An 18,687-nucleotide genomic window follows, 5' to 3' on the forward strand; every position below is an offset into this window, starting at 1 on the left:
GGGCGGGGGCCGGTGGCGGACGCGCCGACGGGGGCGGTGCGCCCTCGCGCCGCCCCCGTCGGTCCCGTTCCGCGCTCCTCGCTCAGGAGGCGGCCGGCCGGTCCGTCCCGGGAAGGGCCTCCGCGTCCTTGGGGGTGGCCTTGCGGAGCATGCAGGTCAGCCGTGCCGAGCAGACCCGCCGGTCCTGCTCGTCGGTGATCACGATCTCGTAGGTGGCGGTGGAGCGCCCGCGGTGCAGGGGGGTGGCCACGCCGGTCACCAGGCCGCCGCGGACGCCGCGGTGGTGGGTGCAGTTGAGGTCGACGCCGACCGCGATCCGGGAGGTTCCGCCGTGCAGCATCGATCCGACGGAGCCCAGCGTCTCGGCGAGCACCGCCGACGCGCCGCCGTGCAGCAGTCCGTACGGCTGGGTGTTGCCCTCGACGGGCATGGTGCCCACGACCCGTTCGGCCGAGGCCTCCAGGATTCGCACGCCCATCCGGTTGCCGAGGTGCCCGGCGGAGAAGAGGGCGGGGAGGTCGACGCCCAGTGCCGCGTACTCGTCGATGACCTCCTGCGGGAACTTCACGTGCTGCTGTTCACCCATGGCCCGGCTCCGTTCGTCCTTGTGCGACTGTTGATCACGCGGTTCCACCTAAGCGCTCGCTCAGGTGGAAGGGGATTGTTCCAGACGGACGATCACGGACTTGCTCGCGGGGGTGTTGCTGACGTCCGCCGTCGACTCCAGCGGCACCAGGACGTTCGTCTCCGGGTAGTAGGCGGCCGCGCAGCCCCGGGGCGTCGGGTAGTGCACCACCCGGAACCCGGGCGCCCGCCGCTCGCTGCCGTCCGTCCACTCGCTCACCAGGTCCGCGTACGCCCCGTCGGACAGACCGGCCGCCGCCGCGTCCTCGGGGTGCACGAGGACGACCCTGCGGCCCCCCTTGATGCCCCGGTAGCGGTCGTCCAGGCCGTAGATCGTGGTGTTGTACTGGTCGTGGGAGCGCAGCGTCTGGAGGAGCAGCCGGCCCTCGGGCACCCTCGGGTACTCGACGGGCGCGGCCGTGAAGTTCGCCCTGCCGGTCTTCGTCGGGAAGCGGCGCTCGTCGCGCGGGGCGTGCGGCAGCGCGAAGCCGCCCGGGTTCGCCGCGAGCCGCGCGTTGAAGTCCTCGAAGCCGGGCACGACGCGCGCGACGCGGTCCCGGATGCGGGCGTAGTCGGCCTCGAACTCCTCCCAGGGCGTGGCCGACCGGTCGCCGAGGACCGCCCGCGCCATCCGGGCCACGATCGCCGGCTCCGACAGCAGGTGCGGGCTCGCCGGGGGCAGGTTCCCCCGGGAGGCGTGCACCAGACCCATCGAGTCCTCGACCGTGACGAACTGCCGGCCGCTCTTCTGGACGTCCTTGTCGGTGCGGCCGAGCGTGGGCAGGATCAGCGCGCGCGTGCCCGTCACCGCGTGCGAACGGTTCAGCTTCGTGGAGACGTGGACGGTCAGCCGGGCCCGGCGCATCGCCGCCTCGGTCACCTCCGTGTCGGGCGCCGCCGCCACGAAGTTGCCGCCCATCGCGAAGAACACCTTCGCCTCGCCGTCGCGCAGGGCCCGGATCGAGCGGACCACGTCGAAGCCGTGGTGGCGCGGCGAGACGATCCCGAACTCCTTGTCCAGGGCGTCGAGGAAGGCGGGCGAGGGGCGCTCGAAGATGCCCATCGTGCGGTCGCCCTGCACGTTCGAATGGCCGCGCACCGGGCACACGCCCGCGCCCGGCCGGCCGACGGCGCCGCGCAGCAGCAGGAGGTTGACCACTTCGCGGATGGTCGCGACGGAGTGCTTGTGCTGGGTGAGGCCCATCGCCCAGCAGACGACGGTGCGCTCGGAGGCGAGCACCATCTCCAGGGCCCGTTCGATTTCGGAGCGGTGGAGTCCGGTCGCGGCCAGCGTCTCGTCCCAGTCGGCCTCCCGGGCCGCCGCCGCGAACTCCTCGTACCCGTGGGTGTGTTCGCGTACGAACTCCTCGTCGACCGCCCCGGGCGTCTCCAGGAGCAGCTTGTTGAGGAGGCGGAAGAGGGCCTGGTCGCCGCCGATGCGGATCTGGAGGAAGAGGTCGGTGAGCGCGGTGCCCCGGAGCATCCCCCGGGGGGTCTGCGGGTTCCTGAACCGTTCCAGGCCGGCTTCGGGCAGGGGGTTCACCGAGATGATCCGGGCGCCCGCGGCCTTCGCCTTCTCCAGGGCCGACAGCATCCGGGGGTGGTTGGTCCCCGGGTTCTGTCCGGCCACGACGATCAGGTCCGCCCGGTGCAGGTCCTCCAGGGAGACGCTGCCCTTGCCGACGCCGAGGGTCTCCGTCAGCGCCGACCCCGACGACTCGTGGCACATGTTGGAGCAGTCCGGCAGGTTGTTCGTGCCGAACTCGCGGGCGAAGAGCTGGAGCAGGAACGCGGCCTCGTTGCTGGTCCGGCCGGAGGTGTAGAAGAGGGCCTCGTCCGGGGAGTCCAGGGCCCGCAGTTCCTCCGCGACGATCCCGAAGGCCCGCTCCCAGGTCACCGGTTCGTACCGGTCGCCGCCCTCGGGCAGGAGCATCGGCTGCGTGATGCGGCCCTGCTGCCCCAGCCAGTACCCGCTGCGCTCCGCCAGGTCCGCCACCGGGTGCGCGGCGAAGAACTCCGGGGTGACCCGGCGCAGCGTCGCCTCCTCGGCGACCGCCTTCGCGCCGTTCTCGCAGAACTCCGCGACGTGCCGCTCGTCCCCCTCGGGCCAGGCGCAGCCCGGGCAGTCGAAGCCGTCCTTCTGGTTGATCCCGAGGAGGGTCCGCGCGGTGCGCAGGGACCCCATCTGCTTCCGGGCGATCCGCAGGGTGTGCCCGACGGCGGGCAGGCCGGCGGCGGCGTGCTGCGGCGGCGTGACCTGCGGTGCGTCCTGGACCGGGTCACCGGCCGGCGGCTTGCTGACCATCGCGCTCTCCCTTGAGCGATCCATCCTGCGGCGTACGCCCCGATCCTGTCACGGGGCACCGGCGGCCCGGCACCCCGACCGGTGAGGACGGGATTGTCGGTGGGCCGTGGCAGGATCGTCCCGTGGCCCAGACAGCATCGAAGAAGACCGCAGACACCCGCCCCCGCCTGCTCCTCATGGACGGGCACTCGCTCGCGTACCGGGCGTTCTTCGCGCTGCCCGTGGAGAACTTCACCACCGCGACCGGACAGCCGACGAACGCGATCTACGGGTTCGCCTCGATGCTGGCGAACACGCTCCGCGACGAGGCGCCCACGCACTTCGCGGTCGCGTTCGACGTGTCCCGGCAGACCTGGCGGTCCGAGGAGTTCCCGGAGTACAAGGCGAACCGTTCGAAGACGCCCGACGAGTTCAAGGGGCAGGTCGAGCTGATCGGCGAGTTGCTCGACGCGATGAACGCGCCGCGCTTCGCCGTCGACGGCTTCGAGGCCGACGACGTCATCGCCACCCTCGCCACGCAGGCCGAGGCCGAGGGTTTCGACGTCCTCGTCGTCACCGGCGACCGGGACTCCTTCCAGCTGGTCAGCGACCACGTCACCGTGCTCTACCCGACCAAGGGCGTCTCCGAGCTGACCCGCTTCACGCCGGAGAAGGTCCAGGAGAAGTACGGCCTGTCGCCCGCGCAGTACCCCGACTTCGCGGCCCTGCGCGGCGACCCGTCCGACAACCTGCCCGGCATCCCCGGCGTCGGCGAGAAGACCGCCGCCAAGTGGATCACCCAGTTCGGCTCCTTCGCCGAGCTGGTGGAGCGCGCCGACGAGGTCAAGGGCAAGGCCGGGCAGAACTTCCGCGACCACCTGGAGTCGGTCAAGCTCAACCGCCGCCTGACCGAGATGGTCCGCGACGTCGAGCTGCCGAAGACCGTGGCCGACCTCGCCCGCGAGCCGTACGACCGCGCGGCCGTCGCCCTCGTCCTCGACACCCTGGAGATCCGCAACCCCTCGCTGCGCGAGCGGCTCCTCGCGGTCGACCCGGGCGCGGGCGAGGAGGCCGCGCCGGCCCCGGCGGCGGGCGTCGAGCTCGACGCCTCCGTCCTCTCCGCCGGTGAACTGGCCCCCTGGCTCGCCGAGCACGGCACCGGCCCCCTCGGCGTCGCCACGGTCGACAGCTGGGCCCTGGGCACCGGCAACGTCAGCGAGATCGCCCTCGCCGCCGCCGGGGGAGCCGCCGCCTGGTTCGACCCCGGCGAGATCGACGAGGCCGACGAGCGGGCCTGGGCGGCGTGGATCTCCGACCCCGACCGCCCCAAGGTCATGCACAACGCCAAGGCCGCCATGCGGGTCTTCCCCGAGCACGGCTGGTCCGTCGCGGGCGTCACCATGGACACCGCCCTCGCCGCCTACCTCGTCAAGCCCGGCCGGCGCTCCTTCGCCCTCGACGCGCTCTCCGTCGAGTACCTCGGCCGCGAGCTGGCCCCGGCCGCCGCCGCGGACGGACAGCTCGCCTTCGGCGCCGAGGACACCGCGGAGGCCGAGGCCCTCATGTCCCAGGCCCGCGCCGTCCTCGACCTCGGCGACGCCTTCGACGCGCGGCTCGGCGAGGTCGGCGCCGGGGAACTGCTCCACGAGGTCGAGCTGCCCACCTCCGCCCTCCTCGCCCGGCTGGAGCGGCACGGCATCGCCGCCGACCGCGAGCACCTGGAGGCCATGGAGCAGCAGTTCGCCGGCGCCGTCCAGCAGGCCGTGAAGGAGGCCCACGCCTCCGTCGGCCACGAGTTCAACCTCGGCTCGCCCAAGCAGCTCCAGGAGGTCTTCTTCGGCGAGCTGAACCTCCCGAAGACCAAGAAGACCAAGACCGGGTACACGACCGACGCCGACGCGCTCGCCTGGCTGGCCGGCCAGACCGAGCACGAACTGCCCGTGATCATGCTCCGCCACCGCGAGCAGGCCCGGCTCCGCTCCACCGTCGAGGGCCTGATCAAGGCCGTCGCCGCCGACGGCCGCATCCACACCACCTTCAGCCAGACCGTCGCCGCCACCGGCCGTCTCTCCTCCACCGACCCGAACCTGCAGAACGTACCGGTGCGCACCGACGAGGGCCGGGCCATCCGGCACGGCTTCGTCGTCGGCGAGGGCTTCGAGGCGCTGATGACCGCCGACTACAGCCAGATCGAGCTGCGGGTCATGGCCCACCTCTCCGAGGACGAGGGCCTCCTGGAGGCCTTCACCTCGGGCGAGGACCTGCACACCACCGTCGCCTCCCAGGTCTTCGGAGTCGAGCGGTCCGCCGTGGACGCCGAGATGCGCCGCAAGATCAAGGCCATGTCGTACGGTCTGGCCTACGGCCTCTCCGCCTTCGGCCTCGCGCAGCAGCTGACCATCGACCCGGCCGAGGCCCGCGTCCTGATGGAGACCTACTTCGAGCGCTTCGGCGGGGTGCGGGACTATCTGCGCCGGGTCGTCGACGAGGCCCGCGCCACCGGGTACACCGAGACGATGCTGGGCCGCCGCCGCTACCTGCCCGACCTCAACAGCGACAACCGGCAGCGCCGCGAGGCCGCCGAGCGGATGGCGCTCAACGCCCCCATCCAGGGCACGGCCGCCGACATCGTGAAGGTCGCCATGCTGAACGTGGACCGGGCGCTGACGGAGGCGGGCCTCGCCTCCCGGATGCTCCTCCAGGTCCACGACGAGATCGTGCTCGAACTCGCTCCCGGCGAGCGCGAGCGGGTCGAGGCCCTGGTCCGCGAGCAGATGTCCGGCGCGGCCGACCTGCGCGCCCCGCTCGACGTCTCCGTCGGCGTCGGCCCGGACTGGGAGTCCGCCGCGCACTGACGCCGCCCCACGGGCCCGCTCCGCTCCTCGCGCCGGACGCGGGGCGGGCCCGGGACGGACGGACCCGGCCCGGAGCGGGCTGCGGCTCCGCCCGCCCCGGCGGGGTCAGCGCGCCCCCTGACGGGAGCGCCCGGAGCGGGACGCCCGGTCCTCTCCCTCCGGGCCGGGGGCTTCCTCCCCCGCCGCGGGCGACGGTCCCAGCAGCCGCGCGCCCGCCCCGTACAGCACGAGTCCGGCGGCGAGCCCGGCGCCCGCCCCGAAACACGCCGTCGGAATGACGTCCAGGGGCGTCTCGATCCGGTCCCAGCCCCAGTACGCGGCCCAGCGCAGCACCCGGTGGGCGATCCCGGCGAGGACGCAGCCGCCGATGAGGCCGGCCGCGACGAACCGTCCGCGGCGGCCCGGGACCGGTACCCCGGGCGGCAGCTCCACCGGCGCGGCGGAGCGCAGCGCCCGGACCGCGAACCAGCCGAGCAGCCCCAGGGCCAGCGCCGAACTGCCGTACTGGACGTAGAGGTAGAACGGGAAGCCGGCCACGATCTCGCCGAGGAGGGGGACCGCCCGGGTGCCCCAGCGGTCGAGATGGGTGAACGAGTCCCACAGCACGTGGGTCGTGGCGCCGAGGACGGCCGACAGGAAGAACCGTCCCGCGAACGCGGCCGGGCGCGCGCCCCGCCAGGGACGGCCCACGGCGAGCCCGTACACCCTGCCCCGGCACCGGGCGGGCAGCAGCGCCGCGAGCGGTTCGCGCACGGTCAGCCACAGGGCGAGGAGCACGGCGGCGATCAGGACGTCGGCCGTGACGATCCCGGCGGGGGAGTGCGTGACGTCCCCGAAGGCCATCGCCCCGGGGAGCGCCGTGGCGGCGAAGTAGGTCATGTCGGGCGCGAAGGAACCCGCGACGAGAGCGGACGCGACCAGCGGCCCGCGCGCCGTCCCGTTCCGGCGCAGGCCGGGCAGTACGGCGGCGGCGTGGCTCAGCGTGAAAGGCAAGGCGGGCTCCCGGAGTTCCGGCGGTGACGGCCGCGTCGGACGACAACCGTCGAGGACCGATCGCTGATGGCCGGTCGTTGATTGTCGGTCTTTGGTTGGAAGTTGTCGGCGAGTGATCGCTTGCAGTACAAGAGGAGCCGGACCCTCCTGCCGGTTCCCGTACCCGTCCGGGCGGGCGGCGGCCAGGAGGTGACGAAAGCGTGAAACAAGGTTACGCACCGGTAGGCGGCGATCCGGACTTGGCATAAGGTCGCCGGAGGCCACGCGCGGGGAGCGCGGAACCGTAGTCGACGGGGAGGGGACGAAGAACATGACGGAGCGCATCGGACGCCGGCTGCGCAGGGGGGCCACCAGCGGGGCGGTGGTGGCCGCGGCGGTCGCCGCACTCGCCGCCTCGCAGGCACCGGAGGCGACCCCGCCGGCCACGGACAACGCGAGCGGTGACCGGGCCATCGGCGCCGGCGACTCCGTCCAGCCGTCCGGCGACGGCACCGCGACCGGCGGCTCCGCGACCGGCGACTCGCCGTACTACACGGACCTGCCGCCGCTGAACACGCCGAACAAGCCCGGGGCGACCCCCGGGGCGGGCACCGTCCTGCCGGTGATCACCGGCCCGGCCGAGGCCGGCATACCCGCGACCGTCCTCTCCGCCTACAAGCGGGCCGAGCAGTCCATCCGCTCGACCGACCCCGGCTGCAACCTGCCGTGGCAGCTGCTCGCCGGCATCGGCAAGGTCGAGTCCGGGCAGGCGGGCGGCGGCCGGGTCGACCCCAACGGCACGACCCTCTCGCCGATCCTCGGTCCCGTCCTCAACGGCGTCGGATTCGCCAACATCTCCGACACCGACCGGGGCGCCTACGACGGCGACCCCGTCCACGACCGCGCCGTCGGCCCGATGCAGTTCATCCCGTCCACCTGGGCCACATGGGGCCAGGACGCCAACGGCGACGGGAAGAAGGACCCGAACAACATCTACGACGCGGCACAGGCCGCCGGCCTCTACCTGTGCGCCAACGACCGCAACCTCGCGCTCAGGGCCGACCTCGACCGGGCGATCCTCAGCTACAACCGCTCGACGGAGTACCTGAACACGGTCCTGTCCTGGGTCGAGTACTACAAGCGCGGCACCCACCAGGTTCCGGACGGCACGGGAGTGCTGCCGATCGACCGCAGCGACAACGGCGGCAGCCGTCCCCCCCTCACCACGCCGTTCTCGCCCGCCCCGACGACCCCCGCGCCCCGGCCGGGCACCGGGACGCCGAAGCCGTCCGCGCCGGGCGGCTCCGGGCCGGCCGCTCCGTCGCCGACGAGTCCCGCCAAGCCCTCGGCCAACCCGCCGGCGAAGCCGCCGGTCGTCCTGCCCGCCGCCAAGGTGACGCGGCTCGTGATCGTGGCCAACGGCCGGCTGACCACGACCACGGACAGCGACTTCACGGGAGCCCCCCGGGTCACGGCACTCGACGCCCTGGGCAAGCCGATGGCCGGGGTGAGGATCCGCTTCGAGATCGTCGGAAGCACCGACTCCCGCTTCTCCGGCGGCGCGACCACCGCCACCGTCACCACCACCTCGGCCGGCAACGCCACCTCTCCCGCGCTGCGGGCCGGCGGGAAGACGGGATCGTTCACGGTCCGGGCCACCGTCGTGGGCCGGAACCTGGTCGCCGACTTCGCCGCGACCGTCACGGAACGGCAGGCGGACACCCTCGTCCGCGTCGGCGACGGCTCCCTGTCGGCCACCACCGGCGGCGCCTTCGACCAGCAGGTGCAGGTGAAGGCCACCCACAACAAGGCCCTCGCCCCGGGGGTGCTCGTCACCGCGGATGTCGTCGACTCCAGGACGGACCCGAAGACCAGCACCGACGGGCCGCTCTTCAGGAGCACCTCCTCCCGCACCCTCACCCTCTCGACCGGCAAGGACGGCCTCCTCACCCTCGCGAAGGGATCGCTCCTCGCGGGCGACAAGGCGGGCACGTTCTACCTCCGGCTGGTCGCGCCCGGCGGCGGCACCACCTTCGTCGAGCTGAAGGTCACCGCGCCGGCCACCACGCCCACGCCTACCCCCACACCCACGCCCACGCCGACCCCGGAACCGACGCCCTCGGCCCCCGCGTCGCCCGAGGCCACCCCCGCGCCCGGGGGCACCCCCTCGTCGGGAGCCACCTCCTCGCCCAGCTCCACCCCCTCCTCCTCGGGCTGACACCCGCGCCTCCACGCCGTGTCCCCTGCGCGCCGCCCCGTCCTCCCCGGACGGGGCGGCGTCCGCGTTCCCGGCGCCGCCGCACCCCCTCCCGTCACCCGTCACCGCGCTCCCCCCATCCGCGCACGCGTGTGCCGGGTCGCCGTCGCGGCGGACGGGTCCTCCGGCCACGGATGCTTCGGGTAGCGCCCCCTCAACTCCGCCCGCACCGCCCGGTACCCGTCCCGCCAGAAGGACGCCAGGTCGGCGGTGACCGCCGCGGGCCGCCCGGCGGGGGAGAGGAGGTGGACCAGCACCGGGACCCCCGCCACCCGGGGCGTCTCCGCCAGCCCGAACATCTCCTGGAGCTTCACCGCCAGCACCGGCCGGTCGCCCCCGTACGCGACCCGTATCCGCGATCCGCTCGGCACCTCGATCCGCTCCGGGGCCAGCTCGTCCAGCCGCCCCGCCTCGCCCGACGCCCACGGCAGCAGCCGCCGCAGGGCCTCACCCGCGTCGATCCTCCCCAGATCGGCGCGCCGCCCCGCCCGTGACAGCTCGGGCTCCAGCCACTCCCCGGCCCGGTCGACCAGCGCCCCGTCCGCCACGTCCGGCCACGGCTCTCCCACCTCCCGGTGAAGGAAGGCCAGTCGCTCGCGCAACTCCACGGCCTCCCGGCTCCACCGCAGCAGCCCGGGCCCCTCGCGCCGCAGGCCGTCGAGCAGCGCCTTCCGGACGAGCGCGGGGTCGGCCCCGGTGCCCAGGGGCCGGACCGTCAACTCGATCGCGCCCAGCCGGTCCACCGACCGCGCGACCACGTCCCCGTCCTCCCAGCGCACCTCCTCCCCGGCGGACCGCAGGTGCCCGGCCGCACGCCGGGCCACGGCCTCGTCCACCACCGCCGCCAGCCGTACCCGTGCCGTGGCGTCCCGTGCCGTACGGTCCGCCACCGCCACGGCCAGCCACGGCGCGGACGCCAGGCCGGAACCCTCGGCGAGCCGCGCCCCGCTCCCCGACACCATCAGATGGCCGCCCTGCTCCCGGGCCCTGGCGACCCGTTCCGGAAAGGCCAGCGCCGTCACCAGACCGGCCACGGCGTCGTCGCTCGTTCCGGCCGCGCTCGCGGAGCCCTCCCCGGTCGCCGCGTCCCCGGCCGCGCCCGCCGCCCTCTCCAGGCGGCGGGCCTCCGCCCTCCAGCGCGCGCCGTACCCGTCCGCGCCCCGGCGGGCCGCCCGCCAGACCGCCGCCAGATCGTCCCCGTACGCGCGCGGCGGCTCCTCGCTGAGCAGCGCGACGACCTCGGCGGCCCGCCGCGCCCCGACCTCCGCCGCGCCGTCGAGGAGGGCACGGCCCAGCCGGGGATGGAGCCCGAGCCGGGACAACCGCATCCCCCGGTCCGTGGCCCGGCCCGCCGGGTCCACGGCCCCGACCGACCCGAGGACCGCACGGGCCGCCTCCATCGCCCCGGCCGGCGGCGCGTCGAGGAGCGCGAGCCCCCCGGCCGTCGGATCGCCCCAGCAGGCGACCCGCAGGGCGAAGTCCGCCAGGTCCGCGATCCTGATCTCGGGGGAGGGGAAACGGGCCCGGCCGCCGTCCTCCGCCTCCGCCCAGCAGCGGTAGACCACACCGGGGGCCTCGCGTCCCGAACGGCCGGCCCGCTGGGTCGCCGCGGCCGTCGACACCGGCACCGTGGCCAGCGATCCGAGCCCCCGGGCGTGGTCCGTCCGGGGCTCCCGCGCGAGCCCCGAGTCCACCACGACCCGCACCCCCGGAACCGTCAGGCTCGACTCCGCCACCGACGTCGAGAGCACCACCCGGCGCCGTCCGCCCGGGCCGGTGCCCCGCAGGACCGCGTCCTGCACCGCCGCGGGGGCCCGTCCGTGCAGCTGGAGCACCTCGGCGTCCAGGTCGGCGAGCAGCCCCGCCGTCCGCGCGATCTCCCCGGTGCCCGGCAGGAAACAGAGGACGTCGCCCTCCTGCCGCTCCAGGGCGAGCCGGACCGTCGCCGCCACGTGACGCAGCAGCGCCGGGTCCACCCAGGTGCCGTGCGCGGGCCTGATCCCGGCGGGCGGCGCGGCGTACAGGACCGTGTACCCGTGCCCCTCGCCCTCGCTCCGCACGATCGGGGCGGGCCCGCCGCCGTCGAGGACCGTCAGCAACCGGGACCACGCCTCGGCGTCGCTCGTCGCCGAGGCCGCGACCAGTTCCAGCTCCGGCCGCAGGGTCGCCCGCACGTCCACCAGGAAGGCCATGGCCGTGTCGGCGTCCAGATGCCGCTCGTGGCACTCGTCGAGCAGGACCGCGTCGACGCCCGCCAGCTCAGGGTTCCGCTGCAACCGCTGGAGCAGAACACCCGTGGTCACCACCTCCACCCGGGTCGCGGGGCCGGTCCGCCGCTCACCGCGCACGGAGAAACCCACCGCGCCGCCGACCTCCTCGCCCAGCAGCCACGCCATCCGCCGCGCCGCCGCCCGCACCGCCATCCGGCGCGGCTCGGCCACCAGCACCCGGCGTGCCGGCGCGTCCCCCACGAGCCCCGCCAGCACCAGCGGCACCAGCGTCGTCTTGCCGGTGCCGGGAGGAGCGGACAGCACCGCCGTGCCGCGCTCCGCGAGCGCTGCGAGCAGTTCGGGGACGGCGTGGCGGACGGGGAGGCGGTCGAGTACGTCGTTTCGGATCACGCACTCAGTCTCGTACGCCCGGGAAAGAGACGGGTCCCGTTGTCCACAGGGCCCACCTGTAAGTACGACAGGTATGACCGGTCCGGTCGTTCTGCGGGCCCGCGATGACGCCGCCGCCCGGCCGTTCGCCTCCCCGTCCGCCCCCGTCCGCCCGCCTCCTGTCCGCCCGGTCGCCGGCCCGCCCCGCCCGTCCCGTCACTCCGCCCGTTCGCACACGAAGATCGCCGTGCCCGGGATCAGGTTCCCCCGCAGCGGGGACCAGCCGCCCCACTCCTGGCTGTTCCAGGCGGGCCACTCCGGCTCGACCAGGTCCAGCAGCCGGAACCCGCCGGCCACCACGTCCCGCACCCGGTCCCCGATCGTCCGGTGGTGCTCCACGTACACCGCCCGCCCCCGCTCGTCCTGCTCGACGTACGGTGTGCGGTCGAAGTAGGAGGCCGCGACGGAGAGCCCCTCCGGTCCCGGCTCGTCCGGGAACGCCCAGCGGATCGGGTGCGTCACCGAGAACACCCAGCGGCCGCCCGGCCTCAGGACCCGGCGCACCTCGCGGAACACCCGCACCGGATCGGCGACGAACGGCACCGCCCCGTACGCCGAGCAGGCCAGGTCGAAGGAGCCGTCCCGGAACGGCAGCGCCCCCGCGTCGGCCTCCACCAGCGGCACGTCCCCGCCGATCCGCAGCGCGTGCTGGAGCTGCCGGTGCGAGAGGTCGAGCGCCACCGGCCGCGCCCCCCGGGCCGCCAGCCACCGCGAGCACTGCGCCGCGCCCGCTCCGATCTCCAGGACGTCCAGGCCCTTCAGGGAGGAGGCCGGGCCGAGCAGCCCGGCCTCGGCCTCGTCGAGACCCTCGGGTCCCCACACGAACCGGTCGTCCCCCAGGAAGGAGCCGTGCTCGTTCTGGTACTCGTCGGCGTTGCGGTCCCACCATCCGCGGCTCGCCCGGCTGCTCTCCGCGTCCCCCGCGTCACGCCGGGTGGCCTCCGCCCCGTCGGCCTCGTTCCCGGTCTCGTCCTCGTGTCCGTGCTCTTGGTTCATCTCGCCCGCCGATGTAGTTTGCGCTCAGTGCCGCCGTGCGGCGGACCCCGCCGACACGGCGTGGGAAGCCGTGAATAGTGCCGGAGTTGAGCGGATCTGCCCCGGGTGCGCGCTTCGCGCATTGACCCTGTCCGGCCGCTTCCGTATGCTAAAGGTTGCGCTGCGGGTCTGCGTGCCTCAGACGGAGCAGGCCGCGCTCGTACCTGGTATATGTCCCCTCGGTTTTCGAGGCTTCTTCCCGTTCGCGGGGGGTCCGCCTCATTGGCTGTCCGGCTTCTTGGTGCGATACGGGCTCTCGGCGTAGCAGTACCTACGACTTTCTGTCCGTAACCGGAGCCCTTTCCCACATGACGAGCAGCACCGAGACCACCGCCACCACCCCGCAGGTTGCGGTCAACGACATCGGTAACGAGGAAGCCTTCCTCGCCGCGATCGACGAGACGATCAAGTACTTCAACGACGGCGACATCGTCGACGGCGTCATCGTGAAGGTCGACCGGGACGAGGTCCTGCTCGACATCGGTTACAAGACCGAAGGTGTCATCCCGAGCCGCGAGCTCTCGATCAAGCACGACGTCGACCCGAACGAGGTCGTCAAGGTCGGCGACGAGATCGAGGCCCTGGTCCTTCAGAAGGAGGACAAGGAAGGCCGCCTGATCCTCTCGAAGAAGCGTGCCCAGTACGAGCGCGCCTGGGGCACCATCGAGAAGATCAAGGAAGAGGACGGGATCGTCACCGGTACCGTCATCGAGGTCGTCAAGGGTGGTCTCATCCTCGACATCGGCCTCCGCGGCTTCCTTCCGGCCTCCCTGGTCGAGATGCGCCGTGTCCGCGACCTCCAGCCCTACGTGGGCAAGGAGCTCGAGGCCAAGATCATCGAGCTGGACAAGAACCGCAACAACGTGGTCCTGTCCCGCCGTGCCTGGCTGGAGCAGACCCAGTCCGAGGTCCGCCAGACCTTCCTCACGACCCTCCAGAAGGGTCAGGTCCGCTCCGGCGTCGTCTCCTCGATCGTCAACTTCGGTGCCTTCGTGGACCTGGGTGGCGTCGACGGTCTCGTGCACGTCTCCGAGCTGTCCTGGAAGCACATCGACCACCCGTCCGAGGTCGTCGAGGTCGGCCAGGAGGTCACCGTCGAGGTTCTCGACGTGGACATGGACCGCGAGCGTGTCTCCCTGTCGCTGAAGGCGACGCAGGAGGACCCGTGGCAGCAGTTCGCCCGGACCCACCAGATCGGCCAGGTCGTTCCCGGCAAGGTCACCAAGCTGGTTCCGTTCGGCGCGTTCGTCCGCGTGGACGAGGGCATCGAGGGTCTGGTCCACATCTCCGAGCTGGCCGAGCGCCACGTGGAGATCCCGGAGCAGGTCGTCCAGGTCAACGACGAGATCTTCGTCAAGGTCATCGACATCGACCTCGAGCGCCGTCGCATCAGCCTCTCGCTGAAGCAGGCCAACGAGTCCTTCGGTGCCGACCCGGCCTCGGTCGAGTTCGACCCGACCCTGTACGGCATGGCCGCGTCCTACGACGACCAGGGCAACTACATCTACCCCGAGGGCTTCGACCCCGAGACCAACGACTGGCTCGAGGGCTTCGAGACCCAGCGCGAGGCCTGGGAGACCCAGTACGCCGAGGCGCAGTCCCGCTTCGAGCAGCACCAGGCCCAGGTCATCAAGTCCCGCGAGGCCGACGAGGCCGCCGCTGCCGAGGGCGCTGCCGCCCCGGCCGCCGGCAACGCCGGTGCGGGCATCTCGGGTGGTTCGTACTCCTCGGAGTCGGACGACAACTCCGGCGCCCTGGCGTCGGACGAGGCGCTCGCCGCCCTGCGCGAGAAGCTGGCCGGCGGCCAGAGCTGAACAAGCTCTCCGCTGAACGCTAGCCGCTAGCGAAACGAGGCCCGTTCCCCTCCGGGGGAGCGGGCCTCGTCGTTCTCCGTCCGGAGCGTCCGCCACCGGCGCGGGCGCCTCAGGGCGTGACGGGGATGTTCGTCAGGCCGTTGCCGCCGGTCACCGTGTTCGAGGCGTAGACCGTGGTCACGCACGAACTGCTCCGGTGGGTGACGTTGATCGCGAGCCGCTGCGGCCCGGTCGCGCCCGTGAGGTCCGAGCGGTTGCCCCGGAAGACCGTCCCGCAGCCCCAGCCGCTCTGCTGGCTGTGGGTCTCGAAGCCGTTGTTCGTCGTGTTCACCCCGGTGTTGTCCGCCACGAGGACGTTGTTGCCCTTCACGTCGACCCAGGAGTCGTCGTAGTGGACGCCGGTCAGCCCGCGTCCGTCGAAGGTGTTGCCGACGATCTTCGCCCCCGTCGTGCCCTCCTTGATGTCGACGCTCTCGCCGCCGACGTCCGGCCCGATGACGTTGTTCAGGATCTGCGCGTTGTCGCTCCTGTCGGTGAGCGCGTTGGCGGTCCCGACGTACACCCCCTCGCCCATGCCCCGTCCGTCGTTCCCGGTGTCGTAGATCCGCGAGTTCCTGAGGACGCCGTTCCTGCTGGAGTTGCGGAAGTGCACCCCCTCCATGTCCAGGCCGTGCACGGTCACCCCGTCGATCACCACGTAACTCGCGGCATCGGTCATGATCCCCTTCTGGCCGCCGGTCACGGTGATCCCCTCCACCGTCCAGTACGAGGCGCCGTCGAGGTGGAGCCCGTAGCCGCCCCCGGCGGTCAGCACGGCGCGCGGGGAGCCGGTCAGGGTGACGCGGGCGGAGGAGGTGCCGGGGACGGTGGCCTTGAAGTTCCCCGTGTAGGTGCCGTCCGCGAGGTGGATCGTGTCGCCGGGGCGGGCGCCGGCGAGGGCCGTCTTGAGCTGGGCGGCCGTCTTCACCTCGACGGTGGCCGCGGCGGCCGGGGCGGGCACGAGCGGAACGGCGAGGAGGGCCGGGAGGAGGGGGAGGAGCAGCGTTCGGACGCGCATGGGATGCCTTCCGGTGCAGGAATGAGGGGAGGTTCCCGTATGTGCACAAGGATCGGGATGCTGAACGCGCAGCTGTCCCGAGACGGTAGGGAGGCGCCCTGTCCGTGTCAAGGTCTGTACCAGTGGCCGGAGTTCGTGTCCGCTCCCCGGAAGATCGCGCGCACCGGGAATGGCGGCGCCGCGCGGCACGTTGCCAGAGAGAACACGAGGAGGAGCGGTAACCGTGCTTGATCCCCAGGATTTGTACGAATGGGACCCGAAGGGCCTGGCCGTCGTGGACCTGGCCCTGGCACAGGAGTCGGCCGGACTGGTCATGCTGTACCACTTCGACGGCTACATCGACGCGGGCGAGACCGGTGGGCAGATCGTCGAGCGGCTGCTCGACACCCTTCCCCACCAGCCGGTCGCCCGTTTCGACCACGACCGGCTCGTGGACTACCGCGCGCGCCGCCCCCTGCTGACCTTCCGGCGCGACCGCTGGACCGCGTACGAGACGCCGTCCATCGAGGTCCGCCTCGTGCAGGACGCCACCGGCGCCCCCTTCCTCCTCCTCTCCGGTCCGGAACCGGACGTGGAGTGGGAGCGGTTCGCCGTCGCCGTCCAGCAGATCGTCGAGCGCCTCGGCGTGCGCCTCGCCGTCAACTTCCACGGCATCCCCATGGGCGTGCCGCACACCCGCCCGGTCGGACTCACCCCGCACGGCAGCCGCACCGACCTCATGCCCGGGCACTCCAGCCCCTTCGACGAGGCGCAGGTTCCCGGCAGCGCCGAGTCCCTCGTCGAGTACCGGCTCACCGAGGCCGGCCACGACACCCTCGGGGTCGCGGCCCACGTCCCGCACTACGTGGCCCGCTCGCCGTACCCGGACGCGTCCCTGACGGTGCTCGAAGCCGTCACGGCCGCCACCGGCCTGGTCCTTCCGGGCGTCGCCCACTCCCTGCGGACGGAGGCCCGCCGCACCCAGACCGAGATCGACCGCCAGATCGGCGAGGGCGACGAGGAGCTGGTGACGCTCGTGCGGGGCCTGGAGCACCAGTACGACGCGGTGGCCGGGGCCGAGAGCCGCGGCAGTCTCGTCGCCGAGCCCGTCGACCTTCCCTCGGCGGACGAACTCGGCCGCGAGTTCGAGCGCTTCCTCGCGGAGCGGGAGGGCGAGGCGTAGCCCCGCGGAGGCAGGCCCTAAGCTGCCGCCCATGCTGAAGGTGGGCCTGACCGGCGGGATCGGCGCCGGCAAGAGCGAAGTGTCACGGCTGCTCGTCTCGCACGGAGCCGTACTGATCGACGCGGACCGGATCGCCCGCGAGGTCGTCGAGCCCGGAACCCCGGGGCTCGCGGCCGTCGTGGAGGCCTTCGGCGACGACGTCCTCACGGAGGCGGGGACGCTCGACCGGCCGAAGCTCGGTTCCCTCGTGTTCGCCGACCCCGACCGGCTGGCCGTTCTCAACGCCATCGTCCACCCCCTGGTCGGGGCCCGGTCGGCGGAGCTGGAGAGCGGGGCGGGCGCCGGAGACGTCGTGGTCCACGACGTCCCCCTGCTCACGGAGAACGGGCTCGCGCCGCTCTACGACCTGGTCGTGGTCGTGGACGCGTCCCCGGAGACCCGGCTCGACCGGCTCGTACGGCTCCGCGGCATGACCGAGTCCGAGGCCCGGGCCCGGATGGCGGCCCAGGCCACGCGCGCGGAGCGGCTGGCCGTCGCGGACCTCGTGATCGACAACGACGGGCCGCTCGACGCTCTGGCGCCGCAGGTCGGGAAGGTCTGGGAAGAACTGGAGCGACGGGCCGCGTCCGCCGCCCGGACCGACCCCTCCGCCTGACCGGCGCCCCTCACGGCGTCCCGTCGGGACGGCCCCCGTCCCGTCAGGGCCGGCGGTCCCCGCGCGGGCGGGGCCGTGGCCTCCGTCCGGGGGCGCCCGGGGAATGCCGAGGCCGGGACCGGTGTTCAACCCCGGGAACGAGGGAAGGATGCCATCGTGGCCGACAGCACCCCGGAAACGCACGTCATCGACTTCCGCGCCGCCGAGCAGTTGCTGGCCGCGCGGGACCCCCGGGGGGCCGTGAAGCTGCTGGACTCGGTGATCGCCGCCCACCCCGAGAACACGGCCGCGCGCCTGCTGCGCGCCCGGGCGTTCTTCGCCGCCGCCCAGCTGCGTCCCGCGCAGCTGGAGTTCGAGCTGGTCCTGGAGCGCGAGCCGGACAACGCGTTCGCGCACTTCGCCCTCGGCCGCACCTTCGAGCGTTCGGGACGTACCGCCCAGGCCACCCGGCACTTCCGGCTCGCCGCCGCGCTCGACCCGAAGCCGGAGTACCTCCGGGCCGCGGGGTTCGGGTCGGAGGGCCCGGAGGACTGAGAGCCGCCGGGCGCCGGAGGACGCGGGCGTGCGCGCTGCTCAGCGCCCCTTCCGCTCCGTGCCGGTCCCACCGCCATCGGGGGCGTACGGGGGGACGTCCCTTCCCGGCTGCCAGTGCGGGCCCTGGTGCACGCGGTGCACCACGAGGACCAGATCGGCCAGGACCACCAGGAGCAGCGCCCCGCAGGCGGCGGCCCAGCCCGGACGTCCCAGCAGGGCGAACGCGGCCGTGCCGAAGGCCGCCCACAGCAGCCCCCACACGCTCAGCCAGAACCGCATCCGCAGAGGACTGCGCGCGGTCACCGGCTCGTTCCCGGTCCGCATGACGGTCACCTCCCCGCCCCGGTCCTTCCGGCGGCCCGGTCTCTCCGGTCACCTCCAGGATGGACCCGCCGCGGGCGAAAGGGGAAAGGGGCGGACGTGCCCGGCGGGCGCCTCAGTGGACGACGGTGTAGCTGCGCCAGGGGAGGGTGTCCGGCACGATCCGGTCACCGCTGTTGGCCGGCAGATAGGTCGAGTCCTCGCCCCGGCAGTCCCGGGTCTTGTACAGCACGATGTCGACCAGGGTGCCGTTCTCGATCCCGGTCGCGCCGGACGGCGCCAGGCGGTGGCAGCCCTTCACCGAGGGGCTCGTCACCACCACCCCCACCTCGCTTTCCGTCTCGTACGAGATCGTGCCCACGGCGCTGCGGCCGAGGCCCGAGCAGCCGGCGACGGCGAGGGTGAGCAGCACGGCCCCGGTGGCGGTCGTGAGACGCCGGCGAACGGACATGTCGAA

The 18,687-nt window shown here is 73.4% G+C and carries 14 protein-coding genes; 6 read left to right on the forward strand and 8 right to left on the reverse strand.

From position 1 onward, the window contains the following. Positions 1-82 precede the first annotated feature (82 nt). Positions 83-586 carry a PaaI family thioesterase gene (locus ACZ3IL_RS21240; RefSeq protein ID WP_467392183.1) on the reverse strand — a complete coding sequence of 168 codons (504 nt, stop codon included), beginning with the start codon at positions 584-586 and terminating at the stop codon, positions 83-85. Between the two features lie 60 nt (positions 587-646). Continuing rightward, complete coding sequence (locus ACZ3IL_RS21245) at positions 647-2,929, reverse strand: FdhF/YdeP family oxidoreductase (RefSeq protein ID WP_467392185.1); 2,283 nt, start codon at positions 2,927-2,929, stop codon at positions 647-649. Positions 2,930-3,051: 122 nt separating this feature from the next. Between ACZ3IL_RS21245 and polA the strand changes: the two genes are divergently transcribed. After that, the gene (gene polA, locus ACZ3IL_RS21250; protein WP_467392187.1) at positions 3,052-5,763 is read left to right on the forward strand and encodes a DNA polymerase I; all 2,712 of its coding nucleotides are present in this window, start codon (positions 3,052-3,054) and stop codon (positions 5,761-5,763) included. A 105-nt stretch (positions 5,764-5,868) separates the two neighbouring features. Here polA and ACZ3IL_RS21255 read toward each other — a convergent pair whose 3' ends face one another. Then, positions 5,869-6,756: a DUF4184 family protein gene (locus ACZ3IL_RS21255; protein WP_467392189.1), complete on the reverse strand. Its 888-nt coding sequence runs from the start codon at positions 6,754-6,756 to the stop codon at positions 5,869-5,871. Between the two features lie 310 nt (positions 6,757-7,066). Between ACZ3IL_RS21255 and ACZ3IL_RS21260 the strand changes: the two genes are divergently transcribed. After that, the gene (locus tag ACZ3IL_RS21260; protein WP_467392191.1) at positions 7,067-8,953 is read left to right on the forward strand and encodes a lytic transglycosylase domain-containing protein; all 1,887 of its coding nucleotides are present in this window, start codon (positions 7,067-7,069) and stop codon (positions 8,951-8,953) included. 101 nt (positions 8,954-9,054) lie between these two features. Here ACZ3IL_RS21260 and hrpB read toward each other — a convergent pair whose 3' ends face one another. Continuing rightward, the gene (gene hrpB, locus ACZ3IL_RS21265; protein ID WP_467392193.1) at positions 9,055-11,613 is read right to left on the reverse strand and encodes an ATP-dependent helicase HrpB; all 2,559 of its coding nucleotides are present in this window, start codon (positions 11,611-11,613) and stop codon (positions 9,055-9,057) included. A gap of 195 nt (positions 11,614-11,808) precedes the next feature. Beyond that, on the reverse strand, positions 11,809-12,648 hold the full coding sequence (locus tag ACZ3IL_RS21270) for a class I SAM-dependent methyltransferase (protein ID WP_467392195.1): 840 nt from the start codon (positions 12,646-12,648) through the stop codon (positions 11,809-11,811). A 347-nt stretch (positions 12,649-12,995) separates the two neighbouring features. Here ACZ3IL_RS21270 and rpsA point away from each other — a divergent pair, with 347 nt between their 5' ends. Further along, positions 12,996-14,501, forward strand: coding sequence for a 30S ribosomal protein S1 (gene rpsA / locus ACZ3IL_RS21275; protein ID WP_467392197.1), 1,506 nt, complete (start codon positions 12,996-12,998; stop codon positions 14,499-14,501). A 109-nt stretch (positions 14,502-14,610) separates the two neighbouring features. On the opposite strand, the gene ACZ3IL_RS21280 is transcribed toward rpsA, so the two are convergent. Next, positions 14,611-15,558, reverse strand: a complete 948-nt coding sequence (locus tag ACZ3IL_RS21280; RefSeq protein ID WP_467392199.1) for a right-handed parallel beta-helix repeat-containing protein — start codon at positions 15,556-15,558, stop codon at positions 14,611-14,613. Between the two features lie 223 nt (positions 15,559-15,781). Here ACZ3IL_RS21280 and ACZ3IL_RS21285 point away from each other — a divergent pair, with 223 nt between their 5' ends. The 3 genes from ACZ3IL_RS21285 to ACZ3IL_RS21295 all read left to right on the forward strand — a co-directional run bounded on the left by ACZ3IL_RS21285 (position 15,782) and on the right by ACZ3IL_RS21295 (position 17,909). Then, complete coding sequence (locus ACZ3IL_RS21285; RefSeq protein ID WP_467392201.1) at positions 15,782-16,720, forward strand: PAC2 family protein; 939 nt, start codon at positions 15,782-15,784, stop codon at positions 16,718-16,720. A gap of 31 nt (positions 16,721-16,751) precedes the next feature. Further along, positions 16,752-17,375, forward strand: a complete 624-nt coding sequence (gene coaE / locus ACZ3IL_RS21290) for a dephospho-CoA kinase (protein WP_467392203.1) — start codon at positions 16,752-16,754, stop codon at positions 17,373-17,375. 156 nt (positions 17,376-17,531) lie between these two features. Beyond that, positions 17,532-17,909 carry a tetratricopeptide repeat protein gene (locus ACZ3IL_RS21295; protein ID WP_467392205.1) on the forward strand — a complete coding sequence of 126 codons (378 nt, stop codon included), beginning with the start codon at positions 17,532-17,534 and terminating at the stop codon, positions 17,907-17,909. 39 nt (positions 17,910-17,948) lie between these two features. Here the strand turns inward: ACZ3IL_RS21295 and ACZ3IL_RS21300 are convergent, their stop codons facing one another. Next, a complete protein-coding gene (locus ACZ3IL_RS21300) occupies positions 17,949-18,233 on the reverse strand; it encodes a DUF6343 family protein (RefSeq protein WP_467392207.1) in 285 nt (94 codons plus the stop codon). Positions 18,234-18,345: 112 nt separating this feature from the next. Next, positions 18,346-18,681, reverse strand: coding sequence for a hypothetical protein (locus tag ACZ3IL_RS21305; protein ID WP_467392209.1), 336 nt, complete (start codon positions 18,679-18,681; stop codon positions 18,346-18,348). Between the last annotated feature and the right edge of the window lie 6 nt (positions 18,682-18,687).

It is taken from the genome of Streptomyces sp. NPDC014907 (assembly GCF_055562975.1).

What these genes read in the sequence shown, in the direction of transcription:
- ACZ3IL_RS21240 (WP_467392183.1), bottom strand. Translation starts at nt 586, where the DNA reads ATGGGTGAACAGCAGCACGTGAAGTTCCCGCAGGAGGTCATCGACGAG.
- ACZ3IL_RS21245 (WP_467392185.1), bottom strand. Translation starts at nt 2,929, where the DNA reads ATGGTCAGCAAGCCGCCGGCCGGTGACCCGGTCCAGGACGCACCGCAG.
- ACZ3IL_RS21260 (WP_467392191.1), top strand. Translation starts at nt 7,067, where the DNA reads ATGACGGAGCGCATCGGACGCCGGCTGCGCAGGGGGGCCACCAGCGGG.
- ACZ3IL_RS21270 (WP_467392195.1), bottom strand. Translation starts at nt 12,648, where the DNA reads ATGAACCAAGAGCACGGACACGAGGACGAGACCGGGAACGAGGCCGAC.
- rpsA (WP_467392197.1), top strand. Translation starts at nt 12,996, where the DNA reads ATGACGAGCAGCACCGAGACCACCGCCACCACCCCGCAGGTTGCGGTC.
- ACZ3IL_RS21280 (WP_467392199.1), bottom strand. Translation starts at nt 15,558, where the DNA reads ATGCGCGTCCGAACGCTGCTCCTCCCCCTCCTCCCGGCCCTCCTCGCC.
- coaE (WP_467392203.1), top strand. Translation starts at nt 16,752, where the DNA reads ATGCTGAAGGTGGGCCTGACCGGCGGGATCGGCGCCGGCAAGAGCGAA.
- ACZ3IL_RS21300 (WP_467392207.1), bottom strand. Translation starts at nt 18,233, where the DNA reads ATGCGGACCGGGAACGAGCCGGTGACCGCGCGCAGTCCTCTGCGGATG.
- ACZ3IL_RS21305 (WP_467392209.1), bottom strand. Translation starts at nt 18,681, where the DNA reads ATGTCCGTTCGCCGGCGTCTCACGACCGCCACCGGGGCCGTGCTGCTC.